The following is a 17342-nucleotide window of genomic DNA, read 5'->3' as shown; positions in this document are numbered from 1 at the left end:
TTGGAAAAATTCGTGCAGTTGGATTTGGAGGCTGGTGCTCAGCCATGCTGTCCGTGTCATCCCAAGCCTCTTTTGGCGGGCGATAAACCCGGACAACTCATCTGCTACCTAATCCGGACAACTCATGTGCTTACGACACAGATCGGAGAGGGACTTGCCTACATCGCACATGTCGTCGATATGAAGGTCGATGAATTCGCCGAAGGGCTTCAGGCGCGCTATACGGGACTTTGTCAGCGTCTCACCATGATCGACTTGGCGTAAATTCGTGTGCACTCGGCAGGGTCTAGCGTTTTGAATGTTAAAGAAAATGCTGAAAAATCAACAATATAGACTGGCTATCGCACCCATGATGGACTGGACGGACCGGCATTGCCGGTTCTTCCATCGCCAGCTGACGACATATGCGCTGCTTTATACCGAAATGGTTGTGGCCGACGCGGTCATCCACGGCGCGCGCGAGCGGCTGCTTGGCTTCGATGAGGTGGAACATCCCGTCGCCCTGCAACTTGGCGGCTCCGATCCGGCAAAACTTGCCGAAGCGGCGCGCGTTGGCGAAGCCTTCGGTTATGACGAGATCAATCTCAATGTCGGCTGCCCCTCCGACCGCGTCCAGTCGGGCACGTTCGGCGCTTGCCTGATGAAAGTACCCGACCTCGTCGCAACCTGCGTCGCGGCGATGAAGGCGGCGGTGACGGTGCCAGTCACGGTCAAGTGCCGCATCGGCGTCGACGAACAGGATCCGGAGCCGGCGCTCGATGCGCTGGCGAATGGGGTTTTCGATGCCGGCGCCGATGCCTTGTGGGTGCATGCTCGCAAGGCGTGGCTGGAAGGGCTGAGCCCCAAGGAAAATCGCGACATCCCGCCGCTCGACTATAACAGGGTTTATCGGTTGAAGGCTGGAAAACAAAACAAATTCATTGGCATCAATGGCGGTATTCAGTCTCTTGACGAGGCGCGGCTGCATCTCGATCATGTCGACGGAGCCATGCTCGGCCGCGCCGCGTACCACACACCAGGCATTCTGGCCGGTGTTGACGCCGCCTTCTACGGTGCGCGGTCGGAAGCGTTCGATTTCGCGGCACTGATCGATGCGATGGCGGACTATGCGGCGCACCATATCGAACAGGGCGGCCGGCTCGGCCATATTACCCGCCATATGGTCGGGCTGTTTCACGGGCTGCCCGGCGCGCGCCGCTACCGTCAGATCCTGTCCACCGACGCGACCCGACCCGGGGCCGGGGCGGATATGCTGAAGACGGCTTTCGCGGCTGTCGAACTCGGTGGAGCGGCCGCCGAAGCGGCCTGAGCTCAGTCCCTGAGGATCATCCGGTCGCCACGCACGTCGAAGCCCGACAGCGAACCGATGAAGTTCATGCCAAGCAGGCTTTGGCTCAGCATGCCGGGAGCGGCGATCATCACCGGCATATCCTTGCGCACGATGCCGCCGATCGCCAGTTCGTCGGTTTTGACCGCCGCGGCGCGCGCCATGCCATTGGCGGTCGAAACCGGTATCGTGTAGTTGAGCGCCGCGGGATTGAAGCCTGCGGCCTGGGCGTCCTCCGAAGTCAGAACCGTGCTGGTGGCGCCGGTGTCCACAACGGCGCGAACCGCGTTGCCGTTGACCAGGATGCGCGCTTCGAAATGGCCATTGTCGGCCTTGTCCAAGGTCACGGTGGCGTGGCCGTCTTCGACACCGAGCGCCAGCGGGCTGCCGGGAACGAGGCCGGCGGTCACCCGGCTGGCGACGTCCTGCAGCTCGTAGCGATATTGATAGCCGGCGATCAGCGCGAGCACGATAGCCGCCCAGGCGCCGAGGTTGCGGGCCATTACTCCCAGCGGAGCGGACCGCAGCAAGCCGGCGCCGATAAGGGCGCCGAAAGCCCCAAGCCAGATCAGCCGGCCAAAATCGTAATTCTCGACGCCGAACGTGCTGCCGGCGGAATCGTTGAGCATGAGCAGGGCTGCCCCTACACCGATCACCGCCATCACAACCCAGAACAGCCGGCTGCTCACTCTTCCCTCGCTAGAGTGCGTCGCGTTCGCGTGCCATGCGGGTGCGGCGCGTTTCCCGGCGCGGCCGGCGCTCGACGGTTTCGAGCCGGGCTGGCAGTTCGGCCATCACGCTGCGGCGCGTCTCGGGCGTCATCCCTATCCAGGCGCCGATCTCCTCGCGCGTGCGGCCGCAACCGAAGCAGAAGCCGGTTTTCATATCGATCGAACAGACCAGGATGCAGGGAGATTCGATGGCCGTCATGACTTTCTCTCGGTGGACCCGGTCCGGAATCCGCTCTTCCACCTCCACATGGTGCAATGGCAAAGCCAATGCAAGCCCTCCCGATCGCGCCTTCCGTGGCCGCCTTTGCGGCAAATCAGGAAGGACGATCGAGGAGGTTGTGCCGGTCACGCAAGACAGCTATTCCGCTCCTCTGCTCCAGCAACGATTGTTCGCGACATGACCAGTGCACTGCCTTTCGATGATTTCCGCGACCTGCTCGGCAATCTGCCATTGGCCGACCTCAAAGCTGAAGCGCGCGTGCGCACACTGTTTGCCAAGGCCGATAAGCCTGAGAATTCGCTTGGCCGCGTCGAGGACATCGCCGCCTGGCTCGCAGCCTGGAGCGGTCGCGCTCCGCCTGCCGTGACCAGGCCCCTGATGGCTGTCTTTGCCGGCAACCATGGCGTTGCCAGGCAAGGCATTTCGCCGAGGCCTGTGGCGGCGACCGCTAACGCGGTCGAGCTTTGCGCGGCCGGCGGTGCGGCGATCAACCAGATCTGCATTGCCAACGACCTCGGTCTGAAGGTGTTCGATCTTGCCCTGCACATCCCGACCGGCGACATCACCGAGGACGCCGCGCTCGATGAGCGCGGTTGCGCCGCCACCATGGCCTTCGGCATGGAGGCGATTGCCGGCGGCACCGACCTGCTTTGCCTCGGCGATCTCGGCGTCGGCAATTCCACCGTCGCCGCCGCCCTGCTCGCCGCGCTTTTGGGGGGCAGGGGTGCCGACTGGGTTGGCCCGGGATCCGGCGCCGACGCGGCGATGCGGGCTCGCAAGGCAGAGGTGGTCGATGCGGCGCTGGCCTTTCACGGCCGCCATCTAGAAGATCCGCTTGAGGCGCTGCGCCGGGTGGGCGGCCGCGAGTTCGCGGCGATAGCCGGCGCAATCCTTGCCGCGCGGATGCAGCGGATACCGGTACTGCTCGATGGATTCGCGGCAACGGCAGCCGCGGCGGTGCTGCATGCAGCGAACCCCGCAGCCCTTGATCATTGTCTTCTCGCCAGCCTGTCGCCGGAGTGCGCGCATGCAAGGGCGGCCGAGCACCTCGGGCTGCGTCCGCTGCTCGATCTGGGGATCGGCCACGGCGAAGGGGCGGGAGCCGCTCTAACGGCTGGGCTGGTCAAGGCGGCGGCACTGACCAGTTCGGGCATGGCGGCGGCTGTGCGGGGTTGACCACGCGGCACCAGCGTTTACGGGGTCCTTACCGCCGTCGCGCGGCCACCGCTGCGGTCGGCAGCGCCGGCAGTTCTTCCATCACCCGGCTCAGCGGGAAAATAGCGATCGCCTCGGTGCCTTCGCGCAGCTTGGAATGAAGCTCGAACTCGCCGCCATGCATGGCGAGCAGCCCTTGGACGATCGGCAGGCCAAGCCCGGTGCCTTGCTCGGCGCTCTTGATGGCGATCGAACCCTGGCCGAAGGCTGAAAGCACGACCGGAATCTCGTCTTCGGGAATGCCCGGACCGTTGTCCTTGATCGAAATGTATTGTCCGCCGCCCGCCGTCCAGCCGACTCGGACGCGGATTTCGCCGCCGGTGGCGGTGAACTTGATGGCATTGGACAGAAGGTTGAGCGTGATCTGGCGCACGGCGCGCTCGTCGGCGAACAGCCGCGGCAATGTCTGTTCGAAATCCTGGACGACGCGGATGTCCTTGTTGCGCGCCTTGAGTTCCATCATGTGGCAGCAATCCTCGACGATGTTGAGCAACATGACCGGCTCCTCGTTGAGCTGGTAGCGGCCGGCCTCGATGCGCGACAGGTCGAGGATCTCGTTGATGAGGTCGAGCAGATGCTGGCCTGAGTCATGCACGTCGTGGGCGTAATCGCGATAGGTGGGATTGCTCATCGGCCCGAGGACCTCGTTCGCCATCACCTCGGAAAAGCCGAGGATGGCGTTGAGCGGCGTGCGCAATTCGTGGCTCATCGAAGCGAGGAAACGCGATTTTGCCAGGTTGGCGTCCTCGGCCCGCCGCCGAGCCTCATCCGACATCGATTTCGCCGTCTCCACTTCGGCGATCAGCGCGTCCTTTTCGGAGCGGAACGACAACAGCAGCAGGGAAAAGCGATTGAGGTGACTGGCAATATAGGCGAAGAAAGGCAGCGACAGGACAAGCAGCGCAGCCATGGTGGCCCCGACCGGCATCCAGGACTTGGTCGCGGCATAGGCGTAGAGCGCCACTGGAACCGCGAAGGTCGCCAGCAGTGCTCCGCCCAGGGACGAGGCCATGAGCGCCGTCCCTGCCATGGCAAACAGCAGCACCACCGCCTTGACCGCCTGGAACTGGTCGACCTCGCAGGCCCCGCAGCCCAGCCAGACGAACCAGGCCCAGCCCAGACCACAAAGGAAGTGGCCGACCAGGAATTCCCTTCGCGTTTGCAAGGCGTTAAGTTCGGAAGCTTCCGTGCGCTCGATGCGCCGCGCCATGAAAACGACGATCGTATAAGAGGTCAGCGTAAACAACGCCCAGAGCCCGATCTCATTGCCGACACCGGCCAGACGACCGGCCGCGGCGATCGCCAGGACGAGCATCGGGATGACGACGGCACCGCTGGTCATCGCCTGGGCATGGAGCTTCAGCAGCTCGCGGTCGAAATCGAGATTGCCGGCCTGCTGCGAAAGACGGTCGCGCGTCTTGCGAACCGCGCGCGCGACATCGCTGTTGCGATGCCGTTTCCTGCGGTCCACAATGAACTTGTCCGCCGTGTTCGAGCGTTGCAAGGGCATCAAAAGCTTCAATTTATGCGCGCAGCGATTTCAAGGTGTTAAGCTACGTTCGAATGATTAACCAACCGTTTGCCATATGAGCCGTTCGTGGTCGCCAAGGTCGCGCCCGAGGTACGCGGCAGCGCGCCCGAGAAGTCCGTGGCGAAAGCTGCTGGATTACGGGCTGACCGTCATCATTCTGGGGCTGCTGATCCTGCTTGCGGCGCGTCTCGATCGAGTGGAGACACGCAAGACGCAAGGTACAGCCATCATCAATGACGGCGATTCGATCACGCTCGGCGCCGAGCGCATCCGCATGCGCGGCATCGACGCCCCGGAATACACCCAGACTTGCCACAAGAACGGCGCCGATTATGCCTGTGGCACGCTGGCGCGCCAGTCGCTGGTGCGGCTGATCGCCGGCAGGCCGGTCACCTGCAGCGGCTGGCAGCGCGACCGCTATGGCCGGTTGCTCGGCGACTGCAAGGCCGGCGGCACCGACCTAAACCGCGCCCAAGTCGAGGCCGGCTGGGCCGTTGCCTATGGCGCTTTCGAAGGCGATGAAGCAACGGCCCGCGCGGCCAGGGTTGGCATCTGGGCGGGCACGTTCGACCTGCCGCAGGACTGGCGCGATAGTCACCACGGCGAGGTCGTCGAGCGAAAACATGGCACACTGGCGTCGATCGGCGACGCGGCGCGCGAGATCTTTCGCTTCTGGTGAAGCGTGTCTGGCGGAAGGAAAAGGAGGATCGAAATGAAGCTGTTCGACGGCGGCCGGGCACCCAACCCTCGGCGGGTTCGGATTTTTCTCGCCGAGAAGGGGATCGCGGTTCCGTTGGTGCCCGTCGACATGGGCGCGCTGGAGCACAAACAGCAGCCGGTAAGCTCGCGCAACCCGCTGCGGCGCCTGCCGGTGCTGGAACTCGATGACGGCACCATCCTCACCGAATCCGTCGCCATCTGCCGCTATTTCGAGGAACTCCATCCCGAGCCGGCATTGTTCGGACACGACGCGCTTGGCAAGGCAAAGGTCGAGATGTGGCAGAGGCGGATGGAGTTCAACCTGCTCAGCAGCGTCACGCAGGCTTTCCGCCATATCCATCCCGCCATGAAGGAATGGGAAATTCCGCAGATCCCTGAATGGGGTGAGGCCAACAAGCCGAAGGCGGTGGAGTTTCTCATGCTGCTCGATGCTGAACTCGGCAGCCGTGAATTCGTCGCCGGCGACAGCTATTCCATTGCCGACATCACAGGGCTGATCGCGATCGACTTCATGAAGCCGGCACGCATCAAGGTGCCGGAGGAATGTACCAATGTGTCGCGTTGGCATCAGGCAATCTCCAGCCGGCCGAGTGCCGCTGCTTGAGCGTGGAACTGGACAGATTCGCCGCGACGGTCCGCGCTTGCCGCATCTGCGCGGACGATCCCATCGGCAAGCCGCTGGCGCATGAGCCGCGTCCGGTGCTGCGACCCTCTTCCAGCGCCCGTATCCTGATCGCCAGCCAAGCACCGGGAACCAAGGTGCATCTGTCGGGCATGCCCTTCACCGATGCTTCGGGCGACCGTTTACGGACATGGCTTGATGTGACCAGCGACGAATTCTACGACATCGAGAAATTCGCCATCGTGCCGATGGGCTTCTGCTTTCCCGGACAGGACGCCAAGGGCGGCGACCTGCCGCCGAGGCGCGAATGCGCCCCGGCCTGGCGCGCGCCCTTGATGGCGCTGATGCCGCGGATCGACCTGGTGCTGACGATCGGCATCTACGCGCAGACCTGGCATATGGGCGCGGCGCGGCGCGCCTCGCTGACGGAAACGGTGATGGACTGGCGCGCCATCTGGGAGAATTCCGTCGGCCCCAAAGTGCTGCCGCTGCCACATCCATCCTGGCGCAACACCGGCTGGTTGAAGCAGAATCCGTGGTTTGAAATGGATTTGCTGCCTTTCCTGCGCTCGGAAATCCGCTATCGCCTCGGTTAGGCATTGAGCAAGAAAACACTCGCTTTTGACGCAAGCGGCAGAATTTTTTTCTTGTGAATGGCCCAAATAAAAGGGAATATAGCGAAACTATTCCACCAGGAGCCTCCGATGGATCGCCTCGACCGAAAAATTCTCCGCCTGCTGCAGGAGGACGCGACGCTCGCGGTCGCCGACGTCGCCAAGAAAGTCGGCCTCTCGACCACGCCGTGCTGGCGACGCATCCAGAAGCTGGAGGAGGAGGGCGTCATCAAACGGCGCGTCGCCATTCTCGACCACGAGAAGGTCAATGTGCGGGTCACCGTCTTCGTGTCGATCCGCACCAATTCGCATAGTCATGAATGGCTGCGCCGGTTTTCCGAGGTTATCCAGGAATTTCCCGAGGTGGTCGAATTCTATCGCATGAGTGGCGACGTCGATTACCTCTTGCGCGTCGTGGTGCCCGACATCGCCGCCTACGACGCCTTCTACAAACGGCTGATCGCCAAGATCGAGATCCGGGACGTGTCGTCGTCCTTCGCCATGGAGCAGATCAAGTACACGACGGAAATCCCGCTCGACTATATGCTGCTGGACAAGGAGTCGGGCGCGAACGCGGCCTGAGCCCGCCGTTCAATTCTTCTTCTTGTTGAGGAAGCTCCAGGGCGAGTTCACCGGCAACACAACGGAGTCCGGAACCGTGTCGACGGCCACGACATCTGCCTTGCGCACGGTGTAGCCGGACTGGATGACGCTGACGCCGTCGAGAATGAACAGCTGGCTCTTCTCCATGTCCGGCTTCAGGGCGCCGGTGACGGCAACCGGTTGGTAGGCCTCGGACATCTTGTAGGGACGGGCTGGTGTGACCAGCACGATCTGGTTGGGCGGAGGCGTCGGCATGTGGCTGCACGCACCCGTCCATGGCACCAGCAGGAACTGATAAACGAGATCTCCGTCGCGATCGACCGGCAATGCATAGCCGGCTAATTGTATGGTCTTGTCGTGCAGGGCGACTGAGAGTGTCTCGCCATGATCCGGCAGTTTCGCCGCGATCATCGGCAAGCCGGCGTCTTCGGCGATGGCCTGCGTCGCCGGGCGCAGATCCTTCCAGAAGATGTGCGTGGTCTCGGCCGAAGCGCCCGCGGTGGAGAGTGCAAGCGCGGCCGCAAGCGCCAGGATCGCTTTGAAATGGTTCATGGTCGCATCCTTTGCGGGCGAGTAAAGACGCCGCTGTCGGTGGCGTCAATGCTCGAGCCGCGTCACATGTCGGCGGAACCGGCTGCGGCAATCCCCGCCTTGTCAGGTCTTTCTGGTGGCGAGGCGTTCGTGGGTTTTGGCATGCGAGAGTTCTTTCACCGCATCCTTGCCGATCCAGCGCGCCGTCCTGTTCGCGGAGTTGGCAAGTTCCTGCGCCAGGGCAAGGGCAGGGCCATGCAAACCCACCGACCGTTTGCCGATTTGCCGCAGCGCCCAGTTGACCGCTTTCCTGACGAAATTGCGCTCGTCGCGGGAATGAGCCTCGACTAGCGGCAGGTAGGACAGAAACGTCGCGTCCGGCTCCTTTTTCAAATGCACTGACGCCCATGCCAGCATCGCGAAGGCCGTGCGGCGAACGAATTCGCGCTCGTCGGCGGCAAACTCCTCGACCAGCTGGCGCCAGAACAGCGTATCCACGAACAGATCCGAGACGGTGTCGACGATCTCCCAGGAATCGAAATCGCCGGCCCAGCGGCGGCATTCTTCAATGGTAATCTTTTTCGGCTCGCCGGTGAAGGCCGCCATCAGCCGTGCTTCGCGAACGCCGCTGTCCCACAGCGCCAGGGATCGCTTGTGGTCGCGCTTCAGCTTGCGCGCCAAAGGCCGCAAATCCGCATTGGCGACACCGAGCGCGGTCGCGGTGTTGATACCGAACCGCCCCATGCCGGCGCGGGTTTCCTCGGTTCCGATCGCGTGCAGATGGGCGACGATGTCCTGCGCGGTCCAGCCTGGAACGGGCAGGGATACTGCGCCTACTTCTCCAGCCGCGCCAGCAGCGAGGACGTGTCCCAGCGCTTGCCGCCCATCGCCTGCACGTCCTTGTAGAACTGGTCGACCAGCGCGGTCACCGGCAGCCTGGCGCCATTGCGATCGGCCTCTTCAAGGCAGATGCCGAGATCCTTGCGCATCCAGTCGACGGCGAAACCGAAGTCATATTTGCCGGCATTCATGGTCTTGTGCCGGTTTTCCATCTGCCAGGAACCGGCCGCGCCCTTGGAAATCACCTCGATGACCTTCTCAATGTCGAGACCTGCCTTCTTGCCGAAATGGATGCCTTCCGAAAGCCCCTGCACCAGCCCGGCGATACAGATCTGGTTGATCATCTTGGTGAGCTGCCCGGCGCCCGCCGATCCCATCAGTCCAACCATGCGGGCAAAAGCGTCGATAACTGGCCTGGCCCTGTCGAAGGCGGCCTCATCGCCGCCGACCATGACGGTCAGCACGCCGTTCTCGGCGCCGGCCTGGCCACCGGAGACGGGCGCGTCGAGAAATGAGAAGCCGCCCGATTGCGCGGCTTCGGCCAGTTCGCGCGCGACTTCAGCCGAAGCCGTGGTGTTGTCGATGAAGACCGAGCCTTTCTTCATCGCCTTGAAGGCGCCCGCGGGGCCTGTGGTCACGGAACGCAGATCGTCATCGTTGCCGACGCAGGAAAAAACGAAATCCTTGCCCTCGGCGGCCTGGGCCGGCGTCGCGGCAAAGCCGCCGCCATGTTGGGCGACCCACTGCTCAGCTTTGGCTTGGGTGCGGTTGTAGACGGTCACGTCGTGGCCACCCTTGTTCTTCAGGTGTCCGGCCATGGGATAGCCCATGACGCCAAGACCGAGAAATGCCACCGATGCCATGCCTTGTCCTTCCGGCGAAACAGAGATTTCAGCTGCGGAAGCTCTAGGCCATGCGACGAATTCGTCAAGGCGCGCGGTGCGGCATCGACTGGCACAGGCCGATCAGGAGCGGCTTAGCGATTGAGGTGGATCGTAATCCTGCGCTCGATCCATTCGACGCCATGGCGCAGGATTTCGACCATCACCAGATAGACGATGGCGACCCAGACATAGGCCTGGAAATCGAAGGATTTGGCGTAGGCAAGTTTCGCATTGCCCATCAGGTCGTAGACCGTGATGATTGCGACGATGGCCGAGGCTTTGATCATCAGAACCAGTTCATTGCCGTAGGGCCGCAAGGCAACGATGAATGCCTGCGGCAGGATGACCTTGCGCAGCGTCTGCAGCTTGTGCAGGCCGAGCGAGGCAGCACCTTCCCATTGGCCCCCGGGCACGCTCTCGATGGCGCCGCGAAGGATTTCGGCCTGATAGGCCGCGGTGTTGAGCGCAAAGGCAAACACGCCGCAGTTGAAGGCCTCGCGGAAGAACCACCACAGCCCGATGGACTCGAGCTGCAGCCGGAAAGAGCCCAAGCCATAGTAAACGAGGTAGACCTGGACGAGCAGCGGTGTGCCGCGGAAGAAATAGACATAGCAATAGGCAAGGCCGGACAAGAACCGGTTCTTCGACATGCGGCCATAGGTGACGGGCAGCGAAAAGATCGCGCCGGCCACCATCGAGATCGCCACGAGCGACAGCGTGGTCCACAGCCCCTGCAGATAGGCGGGTGCATATCTGGCAAAGAACTCGCCATTCCAGGCGTAGACGAGATAGGTGAGGATACCGAGGCCGAAGAGGATCCAGAGGCCGACGAGTGCGTAACCGACGATGCGGGTGCGCGGCCAGCCGCGTGCCCGCGGCGGCGGGCGGTCGACCGAGATCGCTTCCGTGACGCTCATCGTGCCTCCCTCCGCCCCAGCGAGCGCAAGATGAACCCGGTTGCGATCGAGGACAGGATCGCCAGGACGAGGAAAACCAGTGCGGCGACGCTGTAGAATAGGAAGGAATGCTTGGTGACACGTGCCGCCACGCCGGCATTGCGTAGGGTTTCAGCGAGGTTGACGACCGAGACGAGGGCGGTGTCCTTGAGCAGGCTCAGCCAGCAATTCTCAAGGCCGGGAAAGGCGATGCGCAGCAGCTGCGGCAGGATCACCTTGCGCATGGTAAGCCATTTCGACAGGCCGATTGCATAGCCGCCTTCATACTGGCCCTTCGGAATGGCGCGAAAGGCGGAGAGGAATACCTCGCTGGCGTAGGAAGAAAAGATCAGCGACAGCACGATCATGCCGGCGATGAAGCTGTCGACATCGATCGTTGCCTCGGGCTTGAAGAGGCGGATGACGTATTGCAGCAAGATGGGCATGCCGAAGAAGAACAGGAACAGCGTCACCAATTCCGGCAGGCCGCGAAACATGGTGGTGTAGATGTTGGCGGCCAGCCGCAGCGACGGTTCTTCGGACTGCTTGGCCCAGGCTACGAAAAAGCCGATCGTCAGGCCGATCGGCAGCGTTGCAAGCGCGAGCGCGATGGTGACCAACGCACCATAGGCAATATCGTCACTCCAGCCCTCCGGTCCCCAACTGAGCAGTGTCCATATGCTTTGGACTGGCATTGACTGGCCTTACCCCACGGCGCTCCCGAGATGAACAAGGCGGCAGGGGAACCCCGCCGCCTTGGCAATGATGATCAGGACTCGGCGCCGTAGACGTCGAACTTGAAGTACTTGTCGTTGATTTCCTTGTATTTTCCGTTGGCGCGGATGGCGTCGATGGCGGAATTCAGCTTGTTGACCAGGTCGGTATCGCCCTTTCGAACGGCGATGCCGGCGCCAGGTCCGAAAATTTCGACAGGTTGCGGCGAGGGCTGGCCGAGAATCTTGCAGCAGGCGCCTTCAGGCGAATCCAGAAACTGCTGCAGCACGACAATATCGTCCTCGATGGCGTCGAGACGGCCATTGGCGAGGTCAGCCTGTTCCTCGGGGCTGCTCGGATAGCCCTTAATGGTGCTGTCCGTGTAGGTCTTCGAGGCATAGTTGAAATGGGTGGTGGTGGTGGCGACGCCGATATTCTTTCCGGCGAGGTCTTCCTTGGTCACTCCCTTGAGCGGCGAATCCTTCGGCACGGCGATCGCCGACGGGGTGTTGTAGTATTTGTGCGAGAAGTCGACCTTCTGCTGCCTCTCCGGCGTGATCGACATCGAGGCCACGATGGCGTCGAACTTGCCGGCCTGAAGTGCGGGGATGATGCCGTCCCAATCCTGGGCGACGAAGGTGCACTTGACCTTCATCTCATCGCAAAGTGCCTTGGCGATGTCGATGTCGAAGCCGACAAGCTGGCCATCGGCGGTGAGGTTGTTGAAGGGGGGGTAGGCGCCTTCGGTGCCGATCCGCAGGGTCTTCTCCTGGGCCTGGGCTACGCCGAGCGTCAGCAGCGCAGCCGATGCGGCGAGCGCGATACGCAGTGCAATACGCATGATAGTCCTCTCTTTATGGTCCCGGCCGTCGTTCCGAAACGGCTCTGTGGGGCGGTGCTTTTTGACCGCCCGCTAGGCCGATACTCCCACTCTTTCCAAGAAAAAAGCAACCGCAAAACCGCCGAAATCGGTAATGGGCTTCTACCGTTACGTTACTTCTCAAGCAACGAGGCCGGTCGTACGCTCGATGAAGTCGGCTATGGATTTTGCGTCATCGAGGTCGAACACCGGCAGGCTCTGGTCGGCGATGGCGAAATCCGCGGCGACGGCGACAATATTGGGATCATCCACCGCAAGCGGCGTCCGGTCCTTCGCTTCCAGCCGCCTCGTTTCGATCTTACGGTGGGATTCGCGCTTGTAGCCTTCGACCAGCACGATGTCGCAGGGGGCGAGCCGCGACAGGATGGCGTCCAGCGGCGGCTCCTGCTCGCCACGCAATTCGTGCATCAGCGCCCAGCGACTGCCCGATACGATCGCAACCTCGGTAGCACCCGCCTGCCGGTGGCGGAAGCTGTCCGCGCCGGGCTTGTCGATGTCGAAATGATGATGAGCATGTTTGACCGTCGAGACTTTCCAGCCGCGCCGCACAAGCTCCGCGACCAGCCTTTCCGTCAGTGTGGTCTTGCCGGAGTTTTTCCATCCGGTGATGCCGAAGATGCGTCTGTTCATGGCGACATGCTCTGCAACAGCTGTTCAGCCTGGGCAAGATCGTCCGGCACATTGATGTTGAAGAAAGGATCGATTCCGACGGATTGCGGGACAGGGAATTCCACGTCGACATGGCCGTGTTGTTCGATAAAGGCCGAAACGCGCCTGTTGTCCTCATCGACCAGGAAATGCCGCAAGGCTTCGCGGCATCCGGTTGGCCACAGCGCGAAGGTCGGATGCCGCCGGCCCGCCGAAGAGGCGACGGCGATCGAACCGGGGTGTTGATGCGCCGCCGCAAGACGATCAACGAGATCCGGCGGCAGGAAAGGCGTGTCGCCGGCCGCTGTGACGATCGCCCTGCAAGGCGTGCCGGCGGCGGCCCATTCCAGGCCGGTCAGGATTCCGGCAAGCGGCCCGGCAAAGCCTTCGATGGTATCGGCAAGCACCGGCAGCCCGAACCGGGCGAACCGCGCCGGATCGCCATTGGCGCTGAGCGCCAGGGTCTCGAGCTGCGGGCCAAATCGCGACAGCACCTGGTCGAGCACGCAGCCGCCGCCCAGCGGCAACAACGCCTTGTCGCCACCGCCCATCCGCCTCGACTGGCCACCTGCCAGGATGAGCCCAGCAATATCCCGCTTCATGCTATCCAGCCTGTACGCCAGCCGCGGGAAATCGCAAGCGGCTTCAAGGGGGTGCTAGAGTCCTTCCGGCGCCATGGCCGGGCCGGTGCTTTCGGCGACGATCTTTCGCCGGCCGACCATCCGCTCGCGATAAAGCGTATAGAGACCCGAGCCAACAACTATTGCCGCGCCGGCAATCATCGGCACGTCCGGTATGTCACCGAAAATAATCAAGCCAAGCAGTATCGACCAGAGGAGCGCCGTGTAGCGGAACGGGGCGATGAAGGAGATCTCACCCGATCGCATCGCCATGATGATGAATTGGTAGCCGATGAGCACCAGCACCGCGGCCAGCGCCAGCAGCGCCGTGCTTTTGCCGGTCATCGGTGTCCAGCCACCCATCGGCGTCAACAAAAACGCACCGACTACGGTCATGGCCAGCGCGGTGGCGGTCGAGACCAGCATCGTCGGGATGGCCTGGGGGATGCGCTTGGTGGCAAGGTCCCGCACCGTGCAGCAGGCGACGGATGCCAGCGCCACCAGCGAGTAAATGCTGAAGCCCTCGAAACCCGGCCGCACGATGATGATGACCCCGGCAAACCCGATGGCGATCGCCAGCCAGCGCCGCCAGCCGACCGCTTCACCGAAAAACAGCGCCGCGCCCATCGTCACCGCCAGCGGCAGCGCTTGCAGAACGGCCGAAACGCTGCCGATCGGCAAATGGGCGAGCGCGACCAGGAAGGACACCGTAGCGCCCGCTTCGCCCAGGACACGGACCGCCACCAGCGGCTGCAGCATCAGGCGCGGCTGAAAAAGTGCGCCACGTTGCCAAGCCAGCAGACCGACGAACAGCGAGGCGAACGCCCCTCTGATCAACATGACCTGCGCCATATTCATCGACTCCGAAGAGTATTTGGTGATGGCGTCGTTGAGCGTGAAGCCAACCATCGCTACCACCATGAACAACGCGCCGCGAAGATTTGGGGAAAGGGGCAAGACATCTACCGGTTGCTTTGGCAAGCAAGGCTGTAACAGCCCGCCACGAGACAGCAACGGCAAAGGGCTGGGCCAGGACCCGATATCCATCTTCGCCGGCGTGAAACCATCCCGGACGAGGTATGAATTCTGTCGGAAGGCGGCAACGCCTCCCGACACGGTGCGGACGAGGGATTGCCTACTTCTTGGGTGACAGCACCTCGGTGCCGTTCCCCTCCTTGCCGGCGATGGTCCACAGACCATGCAGCGACCCGTCATCCTCGACCTTGTAGACGACGAGGCCGATATCCTTGCCCATTTCGTAGCCAGCGGAGAATGCGTTGTCGTTGCGCATGCAGATGCCATCGGAAGAAGAACCGCCGGTCTCCCAGTGGATCGTGCAGGTGGTGCCGCTGGTCAGCGTGATGGTGGCTTCGCCGCCATAGGACGAACCATCGAAATTGGTGCCGGCAACGGTGTAAGTGCCGCCGATCGACTGGGCAGCCGCCGGCAGGGCAGCCAAGCCGAGCAAGGCGAAAGCGAGAAGAAGTTTGCGCATGATGTAATCCCCCGAAAATGCGATGAATCGCTACGGAACGGAGGGTAGGCGGGAAACCATGACCAGTAAATCAGACCGACATTTGCCGACAGAGATTTGTTTGCGGTGTGGCTAAAATACTCTTGGCCCGAACGGTTCATGGCCCCTTGAGGCTGCCAGCGATGGCGCCGACCAGCGGGTCATATTTCGATTTCAGCGCCGGCGGATAGTCGATCCAGATCGTGCGGATGACGCCATCCCCGTCAAACAGCCGCCGCTCATAAAAAATCTTTCCGTCCTTCACGCCCGACAGCACCGCCCAATCCTTGCCGGCCTTGCCGTAGGTGACCTTGTAGCCAGGCTCATTGCTCGTCTTTTCGCCGACGACAAAGTCTCTCGGCGTCTCATGGTCGATGTTGAGGATGCCGGAGCATGTCAGGCTGGCGCCGTCCGCGCTCAGCCATACCTGACCGTCGCCATTCTCAGGCTCGGGCTGGCGATCGGTGAAGATATCGTCGGGGAAGGTGCAAACGGTGCCGAAGCGCTCGTTCACGTAGGTGGATTGCGCGGCAAACGCGGTATTCGCCGAGACCGCGGCAAGAGATATGATGATTGAGTAGAGCCGTCGCATGCCTTGCCCCGAAGCCGATGATTGCACGGCATTCTCGCACGGACAGGAGACAAGGTCAGCCGCCGGTGACACTCATATGCCGAGACACCGACGGACGGCTGGTGCGGCGGTCGATGATGAAGTCATGGCCCTTCGGCTTGCGGCCGATGGCTTCGTCTATAGCGTCGGCAACCAGTTCATTGCCTTCGGACGCGCGCAACGGAGCGCGTAGGTCGGCCGCGTCTTCCTGGCCAAGGCACATATAGAGCGTGCCCGTGCAAGTCAGCCTGACCCGGTTGCAGCTTTCGCAGAAATTATGCGTCATCGGCGTGATGAAGCCGAGTTTTCCGCCGGTCTCGGCGACTTGGACATAGCGGGCCGGGCCACCGGTCTTGAACGGAATGTCGGTCAGCGTGAACTGGCGCTCGAGTGATGCGCGCAGCAGCGACAGCGGCAAGTACTGGTCGGTGCGATCGGCGTCGATCTCGCCCATCGGCATGGTTTCGATGACGGTAAGGTCCATGCCGCGACCATGCGCCCAGCGCATCATTTCGGGCAGCTCGGCGTCGTTGAAATCCTTCAGCGCCACCGCGTTGAGCTTGACTTTCAATCCAGCCGCCTGGGCGGCATCAATGCCCGCCATGACCTTGCCGAGATGACCCCAGCGGGTGATGGCGTGGAACTTGTCGGCATCGAGCGTATCGAGCGAAACATTGATGCGCTTGACGCCGCAATCGGCGAGTTCCGCGGCGAAGCGCGAAAGCTGCGAACCGTTGGTGGTCAGCGTCAGTTCTTCCAGTGCGCCGCTGTCAAGGTGCCGGGAAAGCTGGCGCACCAGATGCATGATGTTCTTGCGCACCAGCGGCTCACCGCCGGTGAGGCGCAACCGTTTGACACCCTTTTCAATGAACACGGTGCAGAGCCGGTCGAGTTCTTCCAGCGACAGCAGGTCTTTCTTGGGCAGGAAGGCCATATCCTCGGCCATGCAATAGGTGCAGCGGAAATCGCAGCGGTCGGTGACCGACACTCTGAGATAGCTGATCGTGCGACCGAAGGGGTCGATCATGTTCATGTTCGAGCGTTTCCGTGGCCGTTAACGGCGCCGTTATATACAGCTATGTGATACGATCCAGCCCGCCATTCAAGATAGCCGACCTCGATCTTTGATAACATTCCGCGACCGACATTGCGTGTCGGCACGATCCCATACCTTTTCGCTTGGCGCGAAGCAGCGTAGGGAAGGGCAAATTCAGGCAGGATCGATCATGACGGCTCCGAAAGAACTGAGGGTCTCCAAGGACCGCAAGCTGCTCACCGTGACCTTTCCCGGCCACCAGCCGTTCGAGTTGCCGGCCGAGCTGCTGCGCGTCGCCTCACCGTCGGCGGAAGTGCAGGGCCATTCGCCCGAACAGCGGGTGACGGTTCCCGGCAAACGCGATGTGGCCATCCTGAAGATCGAGCCGGTCGGCAACTATGCGGTGCGAATCACCTTCGACGACTTCCATGACACCGGCATCTTCACCTGGAATTACCTGCACACGCTCGGCCATGAGAAGGATGCGCGCTGGAATGCCTATCTCGCGGAACTCGCCGAGAAGGGCCTAAGCCGCGATCGTTAGCCGC

At 62.3% G+C, this 17342-nt stretch carries 23 protein-coding genes; 8 read left to right on the top strand and 15 right to left on the bottom strand.

Annotated elements, in window-relative coordinates:
- Positions 1–126 precede the first annotated feature (126 nt).
- Positions 127–264, top strand: coding sequence for a hypothetical protein (locus LB554_RS23755; protein WP_157163660.1), 138 nt, complete (start codon positions 127–129; stop codon positions 262–264).
- A gap of 46 nt (positions 265–310) precedes the next feature.
- Positions 311–1309, top strand: coding sequence for a tRNA dihydrouridine(20/20a) synthase DusA (gene dusA, locus LB554_RS23750; RefSeq protein ID WP_224587216.1), 999 nt, complete (start codon positions 311–313; stop codon positions 1307–1309).
- Positions 1310–1311: 2 nt separating this feature from the next.
- On the opposite strand, the gene LB554_RS23745 is transcribed toward dusA, so the two are convergent.
- Positions 1312–2016: a TIGR02281 family clan AA aspartic protease gene (locus LB554_RS23745; protein ID WP_224587214.1), complete on the bottom strand. Its 705-nt coding sequence runs from the start codon at positions 2014–2016 to the stop codon at positions 1312–1314.
- A gap of 10 nt (positions 2017–2026) precedes the next feature.
- Positions 2027–2257, bottom strand: a complete 231-nt coding sequence (locus LB554_RS23740; protein ID WP_041163452.1) for a DUF1289 domain-containing protein — start codon at positions 2255–2257, stop codon at positions 2027–2029.
- A gap of 198 nt (positions 2258–2455) precedes the next feature.
- Between LB554_RS23740 and LB554_RS23735 the strand changes: the two genes are divergently transcribed.
- The gene (locus LB554_RS23735; RefSeq protein WP_140873876.1) at positions 2456–3454 is read left to right on the top strand and encodes a nicotinate-nucleotide--dimethylbenzimidazole phosphoribosyltransferase; all 999 of its coding nucleotides are present in this window, start codon (positions 2456–2458) and stop codon (positions 3452–3454) included.
- A gap of 28 nt (positions 3455–3482) precedes the next feature.
- Here the strand turns inward: LB554_RS23735 and LB554_RS23730 are convergent, their stop codons facing one another.
- Positions 3483–5003: a sensor histidine kinase gene (locus LB554_RS23730; RefSeq protein WP_224530889.1), complete on the bottom strand. Its 1521-nt coding sequence runs from the start codon at positions 5001–5003 to the stop codon at positions 3483–3485.
- 76 nt (positions 5004–5079) lie between these two features.
- On the opposite strand from LB554_RS23730, the gene LB554_RS23725 reads away from it, so the two are divergent.
- The 4 genes from LB554_RS23725 to LB554_RS23710 all read left to right on the top strand — a co-directional run bounded on the left by LB554_RS23725 (position 5080) and on the right by LB554_RS23710 (position 7562).
- Positions 5080–5703 (top strand): thermonuclease family protein, encoded by a 624-nt coding sequence (locus LB554_RS23725; RefSeq protein ID WP_140619697.1) that lies wholly within the window; start codon positions 5080–5082, stop codon positions 5701–5703.
- Positions 5704–5736: 33 nt separating this feature from the next.
- A complete protein-coding gene (locus LB554_RS23720; RefSeq protein ID WP_140619692.1) occupies positions 5737–6348 on the top strand; it encodes a glutathione S-transferase in 612 nt (203 codons plus the stop codon).
- The gene (locus LB554_RS23715; RefSeq protein WP_224587212.1) at positions 6288–6962 is read left to right on the top strand and encodes a uracil-DNA glycosylase family protein; all 675 of its coding nucleotides are present in this window, start codon (positions 6288–6290) and stop codon (positions 6960–6962) included. Before LB554_RS23720 ends, LB554_RS23715 begins: the two co-directional genes overlap by 61 nt.
- A gap of 108 nt (positions 6963–7070) precedes the next feature.
- On the top strand, positions 7071–7562 hold the full coding sequence (locus LB554_RS23710) for an Lrp/AsnC family transcriptional regulator (protein ID WP_015317849.1): 492 nt from the start codon (positions 7071–7073) through the stop codon (positions 7560–7562).
- A 9-nt stretch (positions 7563–7571) separates the two neighbouring features.
- Here LB554_RS23710 and LB554_RS23705 read toward each other — a convergent pair whose 3' ends face one another.
- The 12 genes from LB554_RS23705 to moaA form a co-directional block, all read right to left on the bottom strand.
- The gene (locus tag LB554_RS23705; RefSeq protein ID WP_224587210.1) at positions 7572–8135 is read right to left on the bottom strand and encodes a DUF3299 domain-containing protein; all 564 of its coding nucleotides are present in this window, start codon (positions 8133–8135) and stop codon (positions 7572–7574) included.
- Between the two features lie 102 nt (positions 8136–8237).
- The gene (locus LB554_RS23700) at positions 8238–8987 is read right to left on the bottom strand and encodes a DNA alkylation repair protein (RefSeq protein WP_411962649.1); all 750 of its coding nucleotides are present in this window, start codon (positions 8985–8987) and stop codon (positions 8238–8240) included.
- Positions 8948–9817 (bottom strand): NAD(P)-dependent oxidoreductase, encoded by an 870-nt coding sequence (locus tag LB554_RS23695; protein WP_140664534.1) that lies wholly within the window; start codon positions 9815–9817, stop codon positions 8948–8950. The genes LB554_RS23700 and LB554_RS23695 overlap by 40 nt, the downstream gene beginning before the upstream one ends.
- Before the next feature lie 113 nt (positions 9818–9930).
- Positions 9931–10755 (bottom strand): ABC transporter permease, encoded by an 825-nt coding sequence (locus tag LB554_RS23690; RefSeq protein WP_224587208.1) that lies wholly within the window; start codon positions 10753–10755, stop codon positions 9931–9933.
- Entirely contained in the window at positions 10752–11468 is a 717-nt protein-coding gene (locus LB554_RS23685) for an ABC transporter permease (RefSeq protein WP_015317854.1), read from the bottom strand. The genes LB554_RS23690 and LB554_RS23685 overlap by 4 nt, the downstream gene beginning before the upstream one ends.
- A 74-nt stretch (positions 11469–11542) precedes the next feature.
- Positions 11543–12328 (bottom strand): ABC transporter substrate-binding protein, encoded by a 786-nt coding sequence (locus LB554_RS23680; protein WP_015317855.1) that lies wholly within the window; start codon positions 12326–12328, stop codon positions 11543–11545.
- 159 nt (positions 12329–12487) lie between these two features.
- A complete protein-coding gene (gene mobB / locus LB554_RS23675) occupies positions 12488–12997 on the bottom strand; it encodes a molybdopterin-guanine dinucleotide biosynthesis protein B (protein ID WP_140619683.1) in 510 nt (169 codons plus the stop codon).
- Positions 12994–13617, bottom strand: a complete 624-nt coding sequence (gene mobA, locus LB554_RS23670) for a molybdenum cofactor guanylyltransferase MobA (protein WP_224587206.1) — start codon at positions 13615–13617, stop codon at positions 12994–12996. The genes mobB and mobA overlap by 4 nt, the downstream gene beginning before the upstream one ends.
- A 54-nt stretch (positions 13618–13671) precedes the next feature.
- The gene (locus LB554_RS23665; protein WP_015317858.1) at positions 13672–14592 is read right to left on the bottom strand and encodes a DMT family transporter; all 921 of its coding nucleotides are present in this window, start codon (positions 14590–14592) and stop codon (positions 13672–13674) included.
- A 178-nt stretch (positions 14593–14770) separates the two neighbouring features.
- Entirely contained in the window at positions 14771–15130 is a 360-nt protein-coding gene (locus LB554_RS23660) for a hypothetical protein (RefSeq protein ID WP_015317859.1), read from the bottom strand.
- Positions 15131–15266: 136 nt separating this feature from the next.
- Positions 15267–15740 carry a hypothetical protein gene (locus LB554_RS23655; protein ID WP_224587204.1) on the bottom strand — a complete coding sequence of 158 codons (474 nt, stop codon included), beginning with the start codon at positions 15738–15740 and terminating at the stop codon, positions 15267–15269.
- Positions 15741–15795: 55 nt separating this feature from the next.
- Entirely contained in the window at positions 15796–16791 is a 996-nt protein-coding gene (gene moaA / locus LB554_RS23650; protein WP_140664526.1) for a GTP 3',8-cyclase MoaA, read from the bottom strand.
- Positions 16792–16984: 193 nt separating this feature from the next.
- Between moaA and LB554_RS23645 the strand changes: the two genes are divergently transcribed.
- A complete protein-coding gene (locus tag LB554_RS23645; RefSeq protein ID WP_140619676.1) occupies positions 16985–17338 on the top strand; it encodes a gamma-butyrobetaine hydroxylase-like domain-containing protein in 354 nt (117 codons plus the stop codon).
- Positions 17339–17342 lie beyond the last annotated feature (4 nt).

Source organism: Mesorhizobium sp. CO1-1-11 (assembly GCF_020164995.1).
In the GTDB taxonomy this organism is placed as follows: domain Bacteria; phylum Pseudomonadota; class Alphaproteobacteria; order Rhizobiales; family Rhizobiaceae; genus Mesorhizobium; species Mesorhizobium australicum.
Note: the sequence above shows the minus strand (reverse complement) of the source record. Positions and strands in the feature narration are given on the sequence as shown.

Bases quoted from the DNA above. Each gene is read 5' to 3' on its own strand.
- dusA (WP_224587216.1), top strand. From the start codon at position 311: ATGCTGAAAAATCAACAATATAGACTGGCTATCGCACCCATGATGGAC.
- LB554_RS23740 (WP_041163452.1), bottom strand. From the start codon at position 2,257: ATGACGGCCATCGAATCTCCCTGCATCCTGGTCTGTTCGATCGATATG.
- LB554_RS23735 (WP_140873876.1), top strand. From the start codon at position 2,456: ATGACCAGTGCACTGCCTTTCGATGATTTCCGCGACCTGCTCGGCAAT.
- LB554_RS23730 (WP_224530889.1), bottom strand. From the start codon at position 5,003: ATGCCCTTGCAACGCTCGAACACGGCGGACAAGTTCATTGTGGACCGC.
- LB554_RS23725 (WP_140619697.1), top strand. From the start codon at position 5,080: ATGAGCCGTTCGTGGTCGCCAAGGTCGCGCCCGAGGTACGCGGCAGCG.
- LB554_RS23720 (WP_140619692.1), top strand. From the start codon at position 5,737: ATGAAGCTGTTCGACGGCGGCCGGGCACCCAACCCTCGGCGGGTTCGG.
- LB554_RS23715 (WP_224587212.1), top strand. From the start codon at position 6,288: ATGTACCAATGTGTCGCGTTGGCATCAGGCAATCTCCAGCCGGCCGAG.
- LB554_RS23710 (WP_015317849.1), top strand. From the start codon at position 7,071: ATGGATCGCCTCGACCGAAAAATTCTCCGCCTGCTGCAGGAGGACGCG.
- LB554_RS23705 (WP_224587210.1), bottom strand. From the start codon at position 8,135: ATGAACCATTTCAAAGCGATCCTGGCGCTTGCGGCCGCGCTTGCACTC.
- LB554_RS23695 (WP_140664534.1), bottom strand. From the start codon at position 9,817: ATGGCATCGGTGGCATTTCTCGGTCTTGGCGTCATGGGCTATCCCATG.
- LB554_RS23690 (WP_224587208.1), bottom strand. From the start codon at position 10,755: ATGAGCGTCACGGAAGCGATCTCGGTCGACCGCCCGCCGCCGCGGGCA.
- LB554_RS23685 (WP_015317854.1), bottom strand. From the start codon at position 11,468: ATGCCAGTCCAAAGCATATGGACACTGCTCAGTTGGGGACCGGAGGGC.
- LB554_RS23680 (WP_015317855.1), bottom strand. From the start codon at position 12,328: ATGCGTATTGCACTGCGTATCGCGCTCGCCGCATCGGCTGCGCTGCTG.
- mobB (WP_140619683.1), bottom strand. From the start codon at position 12,997: ATGAACAGACGCATCTTCGGCATCACCGGATGGAAAAACTCCGGCAAG.
- mobA (WP_224587206.1), bottom strand. From the start codon at position 13,617: ATGAAGCGGGATATTGCTGGGCTCATCCTGGCAGGTGGCCAGTCGAGG.
- LB554_RS23660 (WP_015317859.1), bottom strand. From the start codon at position 15,130: ATGCGCAAACTTCTTCTCGCTTTCGCCTTGCTCGGCTTGGCTGCCCTG.
- LB554_RS23655 (WP_224587204.1), bottom strand. From the start codon at position 15,740: ATGCGACGGCTCTACTCAATCATCATATCTCTTGCCGCGGTCTCGGCG.
- moaA (WP_140664526.1), bottom strand. From the start codon at position 16,791: ATGAACATGATCGACCCCTTCGGTCGCACGATCAGCTATCTCAGAGTG.
- LB554_RS23645 (WP_140619676.1), top strand. From the start codon at position 16,985: ATGACGGCTCCGAAAGAACTGAGGGTCTCCAAGGACCGCAAGCTGCTC.